The sequence below is a fragment of the Escherichia sp. E10V10 genome (assembly GCF_004211985.1).
Classification (GTDB): Bacteria; Pseudomonadota; Gammaproteobacteria; order Enterobacterales; family Enterobacteriaceae; genus Escherichia.
This window is the reverse complement of sequence record NZ_RHJO01000001.1, coordinates 474,789-488,211: the sequence shown is the minus strand read 5'-3', so window position 1 is coordinate 488,211 and position 13,423 is coordinate 474,789. Positions and strand designations below refer to the sequence as shown.

General features: G+C 49.6%; 11 protein-coding genes. All 11 read right to left on the bottom strand.

Features of this window, described 5'->3' with window-relative positions:
- Positions 1-16 precede the first annotated feature (16 nt).
- Positions 17-559, bottom strand: coding sequence for a dTDP-4-dehydrorhamnose 3,5-epimerase (gene rfbC, locus D9736_RS02120; protein WP_130257581.1), 543 nt, complete (start codon positions 557-559; stop codon positions 17-19).
- A gap of 4 nt (positions 560-563) precedes the next feature.
- Positions 564-1,442, bottom strand: coding sequence for a glucose-1-phosphate thymidylyltransferase RfbA (gene rfbA, locus D9736_RS02115; protein ID WP_130257580.1), 879 nt, complete (start codon positions 1,440-1,442; stop codon positions 564-566).
- A gap of 58 nt (positions 1,443-1,500) precedes the next feature.
- The gene (gene rfbD, locus D9736_RS02110) at positions 1,501-2,400 is read right to left on the bottom strand and encodes a dTDP-4-dehydrorhamnose reductase (protein WP_130257579.1); all 900 of its coding nucleotides are present in this window, start codon (positions 2,398-2,400) and stop codon (positions 1,501-1,503) included.
- Complete coding sequence (rfbB, locus tag D9736_RS02105; RefSeq protein ID WP_130219607.1) at positions 2,400-3,485, bottom strand: dTDP-glucose 4,6-dehydratase; 1,086 nt, start codon at positions 3,483-3,485, stop codon at positions 2,400-2,402. Before rfbB ends, rfbD begins: the two co-directional genes overlap by 1 nt.
- A gap of 372 nt (positions 3,486-3,857) precedes the next feature.
- Positions 3,858-4,751 carry a UTP--glucose-1-phosphate uridylyltransferase GalF gene (gene galF / locus D9736_RS02100; protein WP_000183029.1) on the bottom strand — a complete coding sequence of 298 codons (894 nt, stop codon included), beginning with the start codon at positions 4,749-4,751 and terminating at the stop codon, positions 3,858-3,860.
- 174 nt (positions 4,752-4,925) lie between these two features.
- A complete protein-coding gene (gene wcaM / locus D9736_RS02095; protein ID WP_130257578.1) occupies positions 4,926-6,320 on the bottom strand; it encodes a colanic acid biosynthesis protein WcaM in 1,395 nt (464 codons plus the stop codon).
- A 10-nt stretch (positions 6,321-6,330) separates the two neighbouring features.
- Complete coding sequence (wcaL, locus tag D9736_RS02090) at positions 6,331-7,551, bottom strand: colanic acid biosynthesis glycosyltransferase WcaL (protein ID WP_130257577.1); 1,221 nt, start codon at positions 7,549-7,551, stop codon at positions 6,331-6,333.
- Positions 7,548-8,828 (bottom strand): colanic acid biosynthesis pyruvyl transferase WcaK, encoded by a 1,281-nt coding sequence (wcaK, locus tag D9736_RS02085; protein ID WP_130257576.1) that lies wholly within the window; start codon positions 8,826-8,828, stop codon positions 7,548-7,550. The genes wcaL and wcaK overlap by 4 nt, the downstream gene beginning before the upstream one ends.
- A 178-nt stretch (positions 8,829-9,006) precedes the next feature.
- Positions 9,007-10,485: a colanic acid undecaprenyl disphosphate flippase WzxC gene (wzxC, locus tag D9736_RS02080; protein WP_130257575.1), complete on the bottom strand. Its 1,479-nt coding sequence runs from the start codon at positions 10,483-10,485 to the stop codon at positions 9,007-9,009.
- Between the two features lies 1 nt (position 10,486).
- Entirely contained in the window at positions 10,487-11,881 is a 1,395-nt protein-coding gene (wcaJ, locus tag D9736_RS02075; protein ID WP_130257574.1) for an undecaprenyl-phosphate glucose phosphotransferase, read from the bottom strand.
- Positions 11,882-11,935: 54 nt separating this feature from the next.
- Positions 11,936-13,306, bottom strand: coding sequence for a colanic acid biosynthesis phosphomannomutase CpsG (gene cpsG, locus D9736_RS02070; protein ID WP_130257573.1), 1,371 nt, complete (start codon positions 13,304-13,306; stop codon positions 11,936-11,938).
- Positions 13,307-13,423: the final 117 nt, after the last annotated feature.

Here is a 13,423-nt window from a genome sequence, read left to right as displayed (position 1 = left end):
TTTTAACTATCTTTTGTCAATAATCATGTTGTATAAATGGAGTACCCAAACAATCTTTTTGTGATAAAAGAGGTTCTTTGTATAATTGCCAATCTATATTCAACACAGCATCATTCCAAATAATACATCTCTCATGTTTTTTTGAGTAAAAATTATTTGTTTTATACAATATTTCTGAACCCTCTTCTTTTGCATAAAAACCATGCGCAAACCCCTCAGGGATCCACAACTGACGCTTATTCTCTGCAGATAAATTCACCCCAACCCATTTGCCAAAAGTAGGTGAAGATTTACGAATATCAACCGCAACATCAAAAACTTCACCAACAACACAGCGCACCAGTTTTCCTTGAGCATAAGGTTCTAACTGGTAATGAAGTCCGCGTAATACGCCTTTGCTGGATTTAGAATGGTTATCCTGAACAAACTCAACCTTACGCCCCACTGCCTCTTCGAATACTTTCTGATTAAAGCTTTCCATAAAGAAGCCACGTTCATCCCCAAAGACTTTTGGTTCAAAAATCAGCACATCAGGAATTTCAGTTTTAATTACATTCATTTTATTAATACCCTTTAATCATTTTGAGCAGATACTGACCATAAGCATTTTTCTTCAACGGTTCGGCTAATACTTTCACCTGCTCAGCATCAATAAACCCTTTACGATAAGCAATTTCTTCCGGGCAGGATACTTTTAATCCCTGACGCTCTTCAATTGTTGCAATGAAGTTACTTGCTTCAATAAGGCTTTGATGCGTCCCTGTATCCAGCCATGCATAGCCACGCCCCATCATAGCGACAGACAAACGTCCCTGTTCCATATAAATACGGTTAATATCGGTAATTTCCAGTTCGCCACGGGCAGAAGGCTTAAGGTTTTTCGCCATTTCCACAACGTCATTGTCATAGAAATAAAGCCCAGTTACCGCATAGTTACTTTTTGGTTCCAGCGGTTTTTCTTCCAGGCTAATTGCCGTACCGTTATTATCAAACTCCACGACACCATAACGTTCAGGATCATTAACGTGATAAGCAAATACCGTTGCACCGCTTTCTTTGTTAACCGCAGCGTCCATTAATTTCGGCAAGTCGTGTCCATAGAAGATATTATCGCCAAGCACGAGTGCACAATCATCGCCACCAATAAAGCCTTCACCAATGATAAACGCTTGCGCCAGGCCATCCGGACTCGGTTGTACTTTATACTGTAGATTAAGCCCCCACTGGCTCCCGTCCCCCAACAATTGTTGGAAACGCGGTGTATCCTGTGGCGTACTGATAATAAGAATATCGCGAATACCCGCTAACATAAGCGTTGAAAGCGGATAATAAATCATCGGTTTATCATAAATCGGCAGCAGTTGTTTACTTACTGCCATCGTCACAGGATAAAGACGAGTGCCGGAACCACCAGCCAGAATAATACCTTTACGCGTTTTCATTTCACCATTCCTTTTAATTCATCCCGCTCTGGCATCATGAGCGAGATGCAAAAATTTGTTAAATTGCCGTAGTCGTAAATAATTCGTTGAGCATTCGTTTCACGCCCACCTGCCAGTCAGGCAAGACAAGCGCAAAGTTCTGCTGAAACTTTTCTGTATTGAGGCGAGAGTTATGGGGTCGACGGGCTGGTGTGGGATAGGCCGTTGTTGGCACGGCGTTAAGTTTGTTAAGAGCAAGGTTAATCCCAGCTTTGCGCGCTTCTTCAAATACCAGAGCGGCATAATCGTGCCAGGTTGTTGTACCACCAGCAACCAGATGGTACAAACCAGCAACTTCTGGTTTGTCTACTGCTACGCGAATGGCATGAGCGGTGCAATCAGCCAGCAATTCGGCACCTGTTGGTGCGCCAAACTGATCGTTTATCACAGCCAGTTCTTCGCGCTCTTTTGCCAGACGCAACATTGTTTTGGCGAAGTTATTTCCTTTACCTGCATATACCCAGCTGGTACGGAAAATAATATGCTTCGCGCAATGTTCTTGTAACGCTTTTTCTCCGGCTAGTTTAGTTTCACCATAAACATTCAACGGTGCTGTTGCATCCGTCTCCTGCCACGGTATTTCGCCGGTCCCCGGAAATACGTAGTCAGTAGAGTAGTGAATAACCCAGGCGCCGACTTCATTAGCTGCTTTTGCAATTGCTTCGACACTTGTCGCGTTAAGTAATTGTGCAAATTCCGGTTCTGATTCTGCTTTGTCTACTGCGGTGTGAGCGGCTGCGTTGACTATAACATCAGGCCGAATGCTTCTTACGGTTTCAGCTACACCTTGGGGATTACTAAAATCACCACAATAATCAGTGGAGTGAACATCAAGAGCAATCAAATTACCCAGCGGTGCCAGAGCACGCTGTAATTCCCAACCTACCTGCCCTGTTTTACCGAATAGGAGGATATTCATTACTGGCGGCCCTCATAGTTCTGTTCAATCCACGATTGATAGGCACCACTTTTCACATTCTCAACCCATTTTGTATTGGACAAGTACCATTCCACCGTCTTTCGAATCCCGCTCTCAAACGTTTCTTGCGGTTTCCAGCCCAATTCACGGCTAATTTTATCGGCATCGATTGCATAACGGCGATCATGCCCTGGGCGATCAGCAACATAAGTAATTTGCTCACGATAAGATTTCTCTTTCGGGACTATCTCATCCAACAAATCACAAATAGTCAGCACAACATCAATGTTTTTCTTTTCGTTGTGTCCGCCAATGTTATAGGTTTCACCCGCTTGACCTTCAGTAACTACGGTATACAACGCTCGAGCATGATCCTCTACATACAACCAGTCGCGGATCTGATCTCCTTTGCCATAAATAGGTAATGCCTTACCTTCCAGTGCATTAAGAATAACCAATGGAATAAGCTTTTCCGGGAAATGATAAGGACCATAGTTGTTCGAGCAATTAGTCACAATTGTCGGTAAACCATAAGTACGTTTCCATGCGCGAACCAAATGATCGCTTGACGCTTTAGAAGCAGAATATGGACTACTTGGTGCATATGCTGTCGTTTCCGTAAATAACGGCAACGTTTCATTGCTATTTACTTCATCCGGATGGGGTAAGTCACCATACACTTCATCAGTAGAAATATGATGAAAGCGGAAGTTTTTTTTCTTTTCATCATCCAGACCAGACCAATAATTGCGCGCTGCTTCTAAAAGTACGTAAGTACCTACAATATTAGTTTCAATGAATGCCGCCGGGCCAGTTATTGAGCGGTCAACGTGGCTCTCAGCCGCCAGGTGCATCACCGCATCTGGCTGGTGTTGTGAAAAAATACGAGCCATCGCTGCGGCATCACAGATATCTGCATGCTCAAATGAATAACGTTCAGAATCAGAAATTTCAGCGAGCGATTCCAGGTTTCCGGCGTATGTTAATTTATCGACATTAACAACACTATCTTGCGTATTATTTATTATGTGACGAACAACAGCAGAACCAATAAATCCTGCGCCACCAGTAACAAGTATCTTCACTTTTTTATTCCATATAGCCAGAGAGCATGCTGTGAAATAGACTGCTCCAGATTTGATTAATAGATGCATTAATGCACGCTACCGCCCCTGGCTTAACAGCTACCAGAGCACTGCGTACATTTCCACGATGTGACGAGCGTAACCCACTCGTGCCAAATCCGAAAAATTCAAACGCTAATTGTCTTACCAAACAGCTGTAGAAACAAGGAAAATCCTGGAAAAATTTGAACTATAATTGCAAGCTAACATGCTGTTTTTATTATATTTATAAAAACGACAACGGCAGTGAGATTCAATGAGCAAAACTTATGCTATGAATCTTCACTGCCGTTTTTAATTTCTTACTGACCGACACTTCCAGTCAGGAATTTGTTACTCGCTTAACAACTTCTCAATGCCTTTGCGGAACTTAGCGCCTTCCTTCAGGTTACGCAGTCCATACTTCACAAACGCTTGCATATAACCCATTTTCTTACCACAGTCGTAACTGTCCCCAGTCATCAGCATTGCGTCAACAGCTTGTTTTTTTGCCAACTCAGCAATGGCATCAGTCAACTGAATACGTCCCCATGCTCCAGGTTGAGTACGCTCCAGTTCAGGCCAAATATCGGCAGAAAGCACATAACGCCCTACAGCCATGATGTCTGAGTCCAGGGTCTGCGGCTGATCCGGTTTTTCGATAAATTCAACAATGCGGCTGACTTTGCCTTCGCGATCAAGCGGATCTTTGGTCTGGATGACGGAGTATTCAGAGAGATCGCCCGGCATGCGTTTTGCCAGAACCTGGCTGCGGCCAGTTTCATTGAAGCGCGCAATCATTGCGGCCAGGTTGTAACGCAGCGGATCGGCACTGGCATCGTCGATAACAACATCCGGCAGCACCACGACAAACGGGTTATCGCCAATGGCTGGTCGAGCACACAAAATCGAGTGGCCCAGACCTAAAGGTTCCCCCTGACGCACGTTCATAATGGTCACACCTGGCGGGCAGATAGATTGTACTTCCGCCAGAAGCTGGCGCTTCACGCGCAGTTCAAGGAGAGATTCTAATTCATAAGAGGTATCGAAGTGATTTTCGACTGCGTTCTTGGACGCATGAGTTACCAGGAGGATTTCTTTGATCCCTGCAGCCACAATCTCGTCAACAATGTACTGAATCATTGGCTTGTCGACGATCGGTAGCATCTCTTTAGGAATCGCCTTAGTTGCAGGCAACATATGCATCCCAAGACCCGCTACAGGAATAACTGCTTTTAAATTCGTCATTATTTCATCCACCTGTAAAATGGTTGCTGAATTATAGCTTGTTCGATTTTTTTCGCCAGCATCAATTCCCCTGAATTGATTACTGATTTACTTCCGATGTTACGCCGCTTCGCTCAAGATTGCAGTAGCGTTATTCCTAAGTATGGCTCTATTTTTCCAGGAATGGTCGCAAATCTACCTGCCCCGTTCCGGCAGCTTAAAGTTAATATTTTCCACATTAACGACATGGTGATTAATCCTGTCGATATCGACTGAACTTTGTCCTTTTTCATTCACCGCATGAACATTTACCAGCGACAGTAGCGTCTCGTTCTTTGCCATAAAGACACCACGAACGTCCTTTCGCAGGTCGAAATTCATGGTCAATGCCGGCCCCTCAGTGGATTCTTGCATTACGTTGATATTACGCATAAAAATGTGTTGCGGCTTGTTGTGAAGCTCCAGCGAAGCACGCTTCATTTTAATGTTGGTCAACGCCACGAATGAAACGGCATTCCCTGCGGAAATTTGGATTCCGCGCAATTTCCAGGCAAGGTTAGTGTTATCAAGATGAATATTATTCAATCTGAAGTTTTGTGGTATTGAGAGATACTTACCTTTAATGACTCCGTAACCGATTAACATTCCGGCACTATTGGTCATTTTTATATTGTCAATAACAAAGTTATCACATCCATATATCGCTACCGTGGCGTTATCAATACCCGCTTTCTTGCTGAAAGCTGGCGTAATATTATGAGTCTTGATATTACGAATGATGAAGTGTTTGCCGTTCTCAACATGAATCAGTTGCCGACAATCCGATCCCGTGATATTCGCCACGACAAAGTTTTTAACCGACTGGTCTTCCGGGTAGTTATTATCATAAGTACTTCCTGCCAGTCCTATGCCAATACCCCAGTTGATTTTGCCGTTAGTACAGTTGATGCGCTCGATGACATGGTCGGATATCAAAATGTCACGGTCGTTAATCGCCACGTTCCATTCAATGGCGTCGCCCTGTAAGTCGCTGAACTTACAATTGGTGATGTTGGCACCGATAATCTGGTTATGAAATCCCTGGCGTAAAATGGCGTAATTAGCGTGGCTGACGGTCAGGTTGTCGATGGTCAGGTTGCGCATGACGCGTTTATTTTTGCCGCCGATATAAATCTGCGTTACCGGGCCAAAGCCGCTCATCGCCAACCCTTTGATGATGCAGTCAGAACCGCGCACATCCAGGGTGATGTTATGCATACTGCCACCCTCCTCCCCTGTCACCTGGCTGCCGTCCTGTAAGACAAATCGCCCTCTGCCATTGCCGCGCAGGCTTCCAAGGATGTGTAACGTTTTGCCAGGAGGAATGAAGATGCCGGTGTTGATATTGTCACAAACCAATCCGGCAGGGACGACGACCGTTTGCCCTTCGCTGAAGGCTTGTTTAAATGAGGCGATCCAGTCGTGCGGATTGTAATCGTTGATATTAACGCTTGGTCGGGCAGGAAGTGCGCGGGCGAAGGGGGTATGGAGGAAGGCAAGCGCCGAGCTTGCCGTCAGGAAGGTGCGTCGGGAGAGTTTTTTAAATGGCATACGTTCTCCTCTATAAAGCTTGCAACAAGCTGGCGAGTTCTCGGTTAATCACCTGCTGGTTAAAATCGTGTTCAACTTTTTCGCGCGCGCGTTTGACGACCGGAGCCAGTTCGTCGGTGTCCAGTTGGCTAAACGCCACCAGACGTTGCGCCAGTGCGCGAGCATCGTTCTCAGGCACCAGCCAGCCGGATTTATCGGCCTCTACCAGTTCCGGAATTCCGCTATGCAGAGTAGAAACCACCGGAATGCCGACCGCCATCGCCTCCATCAGCGCCACCGGAATGCCTTCCATATCGCCATCCGCACCCGTTACCGATGGCAACAGGAAGACATCCGCGTCGTCGAGCATCGCCTTCACTTCATGGCTCGGTTTAAAGCCCGGCATCTCTACCACATCTTCCAGTTGATATTGTTCGATGAGCGTGCGCAGGCGTCGTTCCCACGGGCCAATGCCGAGGATGCGATAGCGAAATGCCACGCCCTGCTCTTTCAACTGACGGCAGGCTTCAATCGCCACATGCAGGCCTTTTTTCTCGGTTAAGCGTGCGACGGAAATAATCTCCAGCGGTGTTGCGGGCGCTTTCACGGGACGCGGGCTAAAGCGCGTCATATCTACGCCCATGCGCGATACGGCGATTTTTTCCCTCGGGCAGCCCATTTTTTGCAGCCTTCCGGCCCACAGATTACTTATCGGTAACATCAGGTCGCCACGGCGAAACAGTTGCTGATATTCGGGAGTGTAGTGGTTGAGCACTTCCCGACTGGAAATATCAATGCCGTGGAAAATAGTGGCAATTTTGCCGCGAATGACACCCAGTTCGCGTAGTTTTGCTGCGGTTACCCCCGCAGGGCCAAAATGAGCGATAAAGACATCGGCATGAAGCGGTGTTGCGACCTGGCCGCAAATAGCAGACAAAATCAGGTTTCGTGACTCTGCACCATAACGTTTGAGGTTGAGCGCCTGCCAGGTATTTTTACGATGAATGCCGCGTAAGGTCTGGCTGGCGCGGTGGCGCAGTTTCGCAACTTTGCCTTGTGGTTCGTCCTGTAACCAGCGGGTTCTGGCGGCAAGGTTGTATTTCGTCCATGCCGCGTGGGTGTTTTGTGTGTCGCCTTTTTGCAGCGCGACAATCTCCACCTCAAAGCCCATATCAATAAACGCGGTAATTTGATTGAGGACGAAGGTTTCTGACGACAGCGGAAATTTCAGTAAAAAGAAGCCGACCTTCATTTCGCCTCCCCGATGCGCTCAAGCACAGATTGCACCATCTGCATTCCCGTCTGACGTTCGCGACTGACGGCTTCGTTAAGTCGAGTGTTCAGCGCCGGAAGCTGGCCTAATGTATCCGCAACCATCGCTTGCAGGCTGCCGTCTAATAAATGACGGATATCAGTTGCCATCTCTGGCAGCCCCAGTTGTTGCATAATCCCGGCGGATTTATGTTCATAGTTGATGGCAATTGCCGGAGTAGCAAAATTCATCGAGATAATGGCGGAGTGCAGGCGCGTACCGACGGTGAGTTCACAGGCACCGAGAATTTTGCCCATTTCCAGATCGTTGAGTTCATCCATCACTACGTGATAACGGGCAGGATCGCTGATGTGCTGGCGCAGATTGAGCGCCACCATGCGGTCGTCTTTGTTATAGCTGTCGATACCCGTACAGGTGGAGAGCGCAATGACCTGATACCCTTCGTCGAGAATGCGATTGACCACCCCGGCAAAAGCTTTTTCATACGCTTGTTGAGTGGTGCCGAGACGTTTGTCGAACGGTGCCAGTTCGCGCAGGGTAATTGCCACTGTTTTCTGTTGTGCGGCAACGTCCAGCCAGTGTTGAACGGCATAGCTGGCGGTAAAGTCTTCGGTGTGGTGATCAACCAGCCACGCGGTATCGACGCCATGTTCAACTTTTGCGGTAGTGATATTGCTGCGTTTCATCAGATCAAGACTGACCGATTCGCGCAGGATCAGCCCGTCGCAGTGACCGAAAACGTAGTTCGCCAGTTGGTTAAACTGCTCATCCTGGAAGGGGCCGACGCTATGACCAATCATAAACAGCGGCTTTTTCGCCATAAACGTGCAAAGTGCGTGTTCAAACTGCGGCACACCATAGAGATCGACAAAAAACGATCCGCCGACCTGAATAATGGCGTCGTAACCTGACAGCAGGCGCACGAAGTCGGTGAATCCCTGGGCGATGGCGATATTACGCAGCTTGCCAGTGTCGGTGACGCGTGAGAGCAATACCTGATGCTGGTAGCGGCGACGGAGGACTTTTTTAACGCGCCCGACAACGCCCGCCGCGCTGTTGTGTTGTTTCATTTGCAGGAACAGCGGATCGCCCATTACCGGGCGGTTGAGCAGCCAGGAAGAACTGACAGGATAGCGGCTCATCACGTCCACTTCGGCGTGTGGATTGAGGATGTTGATGGCATCAAGTAAGCCGCGCAAGATGGCGCTGTCGCCACGATTGCCGCAAGTGTGGTTGCCCAGAATAAGTAATTTCATTTTTTCCTCATAAATTTGATGCCAGGTGAAGCTGTGTTTGTTGTGTCCGTTGCCGCTTTTTGCCTGATGCGACGCTGACGCGTCTTATCAGGCCTACAAGACCCGAGCACAGAACCGTAGGCCGGATAAGGCGTTCACGCCGCATCCGGCAACCGTTGCCGGAACCGAAAACAACCATTCACCCCGCCCGTAAAAGCATTTTCATTTTTTCGCTGCGACAAAACTGACGCTTCACTTCCACCACCAGCGGATGGCGCGACAGCACAATCATCACTACAAACGCCAGCACGCCTGCGGCTATTTGCACCGCCAGCAGCATCCCCAGCGCCAGTTGCCCTTTCAGCACAATGCCCAGCGCATAACTGACCACCTGCGTCGGCAGCGAGAGATAAAACGGCAGCCATAAACTCAGGATGTACTGGCGATAACTGGAACCAAGAACCGGTTTAATCATCACGAAGTAACTCAGAATGGTGTTGATAATCTGCACCAGCAGGAAGCCAAGCGTGACGCCGATTGCGCCCGCCATCTGCCCACCAATAACAATCGCCGGAATAAACAGAAATGTTTTGAATACGTTGAATTTAAAGCTGATATCGACCCGTGCTTTCGCCATCAGCAGCGAACCAATCGGGTTACCCACTGAGCGCAGCAGACCCACAATACACAGCAATTGCAGCACCGGAATAATGCTGTTCCACTTCTCACCAAAGACCAGCGGTACAAAGTTATTCGACACCACCATCAGCCCCAGCAGCGCCGGAAAGTTGATAATCCCCACCACCGACAGCAGCTTGTAGAAGTTAATACGTAGCTTTTCGGTGTCGTCCTGAATTTTGGCAAACGCTGGAAACAACACGCGGGTGATGATCGGGTTCAGCTTCATCGGTGGCACAACGGCCACGTTGTACGCCAGGTTGTATCCCCCTGCCACGCCCGCGCCGAGAATACGCGCCAGCACCAGCGTTGAAAGGTTGGTGTTGAGATAGTTGATGATGCTGTCCGCCGTCAGCCAGGCACCAAAGCGTAAGTTCGGTGCCACCGACGCCAGCGAGAAATGCAGACCGGGGCGATAAATTTTGCGGCCAAAGTAGCCAAATAGCAGCGTTCTTACCGCACTATTGACCAGATAACCGAGGATCGCGGTCATCGCCAGCGGCCAGAAATGGGCGCTAACCACCGTAAAAGTGAAGCCCGCCAGCACCGCGCTGGTTTCGATCATGCCGATTTTGTTGAACTCCAGCTCCTTCTGCATCAACGCGCGAAACTGTTGCCCGTGGGGGATCACCACAAACGCCAACGACAATGTTTTAATCAACGGCGCCAGATCCGGGTTATTCAGCACGTCGCCGATGACATCACTCAACAGAAACACCGCCGCGCACACCACGATCCCCAGCCCGACGTTCAGCCAGTACAGCGTGGTGAGTTCCAGGTGGCTGATTTCTTTTCGCTGAATAATGGAGTTAGCGATGCCGAAGTCAGAAAGCGTATCTGCCAGCGCGATAATCACCAGCGACACGGTAAGCAAACCGAACTGGTGGTTGTCGATAATCCGCGCCAGCACGGTCATCTGTACCAGCCCGAGGCCGATGATGATCACCGTAGCAATCGCCGACCACTTCGCGCCGCTGATGGTTTTTTCACGTAAGCTCATATCAATATGCCGCTTTGTTAACGAAGCCTTTGAATACCGTCAGGAAAACGATTTTGATATCGAACCAGACGCTCCATTCGCGGATGTACTCAAGGTCGAACTCGACGCGTTTTTCCATTTTCTCCAGCGTGTCGGTTTCGCCGCGCCAGCCGTTAATCTGCGCCCAGCCGGTAATGCCAGGTTTCACCTTATGGCGCAGCATGTAGCCTTCAATGAGCTGGCGATACTGTTCGTTATGCGCCACCGCGTGCGGACGTGGACCCACAATCGACATCCCGCCTGTCAGTACATTGATAAATTGCGGCAATTCATCCAGCGAGGTGCGGCGCAGAAAGTTCCCCACTTTAGTAACGCGCGGATCGTTCTGCGTCGCCTGAGTCACCACTTTGTCGTTCTCCATCACTTTCATGGAACGGAACTTCCACACTTTGATCGGTTTGCCATCCATGCCGTAGCGAGTCTGGCGGAAAATAACCGGCCCTGGTGAACTGAGTTTTACCGCCAGCGCAATGCAGCACAGCACCGGGGAGATCAGCAGCAGGATAAGCGTCGCCAGCACAATATCTTCCGCACGTTTGAGCAGGCGGTTAACCCCGGAAAGCGGCGTATCGTACAGCGGCACCACCGGTACGCCGTTCATCTCTTCGATACGGGAATGAAGAATGTTGAAGGTAAAAACATCGGGGATGAGCAACACCGAACAGGTGGTATCCGCCAGTTGATGGACCAGTTTTTTCACTCGTGCGCCGTCGCACATTTGCATCGCGATATAAATGTTATGAATCTTGCCCGCTTTCGCATCCTCGACCAGCTGTTGCAGATTGCCCGCCCAGTCGTTAGAAACGCCACCCGGTTTTGGGTCGTGGTAAACGCCCACCACTTCAAACCCTAACCACGGCTGATTACGGAAGCTCTCCATCAGCATTTGTCCGGCGGCTAAATCCCCCGCCACCGCGACCATACGCTTGTTATAGCCATGATTACGCAACCAGCCCGCTCCAATGCGAATACACGAACGGCAAACCACCAGTCCGATACTGGTCAGCGCATACCACGCCAGCCAGATTTTCAGTTGCGTGTCGAAATCATTATTGAACGCCACCAGTCCGGCGCTGAAAATCACGCTTAACGTCCAGTTTTGTAGCAACAAGGCAAATTCTGTCGCTGCCCGAACACCGCGCCATGAGCGATAAAAATCGGTGATGCCGCCCAGCATCTGGAACACCACCAGCGTAATCAGCGCCACCAACAGGTGCATGTAGAGGAATGACAGTCCGCTGACTTCGCAAACCAGCCATAGCCCGGCAAACATGATGGTGATATCTGAAAAGCGTTGCACCATAGAGATTAACGATGCATTGGTTTTCGCTCGCTCGCGCTTTATTAGATTTGTCATCGTTGTTCCTGTTATTAGCCCCTTACCCGCAATGGGGTAAGGGAAGATCCGACATTACTCGTTCAGCAACGTCAGCAGAGTTCGCGTTCGCGCTTCCATCAGCGGCACATCACCGCGCGATTCCACATTCAGGCGTACGACCGGTTCGGTGTTGGAAGAGCGCAGGTTAAAGCGCCAGTCGGCAAAGGTCATGCTGATGCCATCGGTGCGATCCACCGCCAGCGCCTCACGGCTAAAATGCTGTTCGACGCGGTTAATCGCCTCAACGGGTTGCGCCAGTTTGCTGTTGATCTCACCGCTTGCCGGAAACGCTGCCATGCGGTCGCGCACCAGTTCGCCCAGCGTTTTTCCTTTCAGGCACACCAGTTCAGCGACCAGCAGCCACGGGATCATGCCGCTGTCGCAGTAAGCGAAATCACGGAAGTAATGGTGGGCGCTCATTTCGCCACCGTAGATGGCGTCTTCCTTGCGCATACGTTCTTTAATAAAGGCGTGTCCGGTTTTCGACATCACCGGCGTGCCGCCTGCAGCAGTCACCACATCAACGGTATTCCAGGAGAGACGTGGATCGTGGATGATCTTCGCGCCGGGATTTTTTTCGAGGAACGCTTCTGCCAGCAGGCCGACAATGTAGTAGCCCTCGATAAACTGCCCTTTTTCGTCAAACAGGAAACAGCGGTCAAAATCGCCATCAAAAGCAATGCCCATATCCGCGCCGTGTTTAATGACCGCATTGCGGGTGTCATCGCGGCATTCCGGCAGCAGCGGGTTAGGAATACCGTTGGGGAAATTGCCGTCCGGCGTGTTATGCACTTTGATCAATTCCACCGGTGCGCCGAGGGCTTTAAAGCGGGCTTCGATGGCGTCCACCACCGGACCCGCAGCGCCGTTCCCGGAGTTGATCACCAGCTTGAGCGGCGTGAGGTTTTTGACGTTGATATAACCGAACAGGTGATCAACGTAAGCGTCACGCAGATTGATTTGCTGATAGCGGCCGCGTTTGGTTTCATCGACGGGAGGGAAGTCGTTGGCTTCTGCCAGACGCTGGACATCGCGCAGTCCGGTATCGCCGCTGATCGGGCGAGCCCCTTCGCGCACCAGTTTCATGCCGTTGTAATCCATCGGGTTATGGCTGGCGGTAACTTCAATGCCGCCATCCAAGCCGAGATGGAACGTGGCGAAATAGATCTCTTCGGTGCCGGACATGCCAATATCCAGCACATCGACGCCCGCATCCTGTAAACCTTTTGCCAGCGCCAGTTTTAAGGTTTCGCTGGTGAGGCGGACATCACCGCCTAACACAATGGTTTTCGGTTTGAGAAATTCGCCATAGGCGCGACCAATGCGCCAGGCAATATCTTCATTCAGTTCTTCGCCTAATTTTCCGCGAATATCATAGGCTTTAAAGCAGGTTAATTTTTTCATGTCGTTACCCTTTTTCAGGCAATAGTTGGCCCTGACCGAAGCGGCCAATTTTGTTTTTGTCGTTATTTACATCGTGGTTTCGCATTCATTGCCTGATGCGACGCTGCCGCGTCTTAT

Excerpts from the sequence above, each read along its gene's own strand:
- rfbA (WP_130257580.1), bottom strand. The coding sequence starts at position 1,442 with ATGAAAACGCGTAAAGGTATTATTCTGGCTGGTGGTTCCGGCACTCGT.
- wzxC (WP_130257575.1), bottom strand. The coding sequence starts at position 10,485 with ATGAGCTTACGTGAAAAAACCATCAGCGGCGCGAAGTGGTCGGCGATT.
- rfbC (WP_130257581.1), bottom strand. The coding sequence starts at position 559 with ATGAATGTAATTAAAACTGAAATTCCTGATGTGCTGATTTTTGAACCA.
- wcaJ (WP_130257574.1), bottom strand. The coding sequence starts at position 11,881 with ATGACAAATCTAATAAAGCGCGAGCGAGCGAAAACCAATGCATCGTTA.
- rfbD (WP_130257579.1), bottom strand. The coding sequence starts at position 2,400 with ATGAATATCCTCCTATTCGGTAAAACAGGGCAGGTAGGTTGGGAATTA.
- wcaK (WP_130257576.1), bottom strand. The coding sequence starts at position 8,828 with ATGAAATTACTTATTCTGGGCAACCACACTTGCGGCAATCGTGGCGAC.
- cpsG (WP_130257573.1), bottom strand. The coding sequence starts at position 13,306 with ATGAAAAAATTAACCTGCTTTAAAGCCTATGATATTCGCGGAAAATTA.
- wcaM (WP_130257578.1), bottom strand. The coding sequence starts at position 6,320 with ATGCCATTTAAAAAACTCTCCCGACGCACCTTCCTGACGGCAAGCTCG.
- wcaL (WP_130257577.1), bottom strand. The coding sequence starts at position 7,551 with ATGAAGGTCGGCTTCTTTTTACTGAAATTTCCGCTGTCGTCAGAAACC.
- galF (WP_000183029.1), bottom strand. The coding sequence starts at position 4,751 with ATGACGAATTTAAAAGCAGTTATTCCTGTAGCGGGTCTTGGGATGCAT.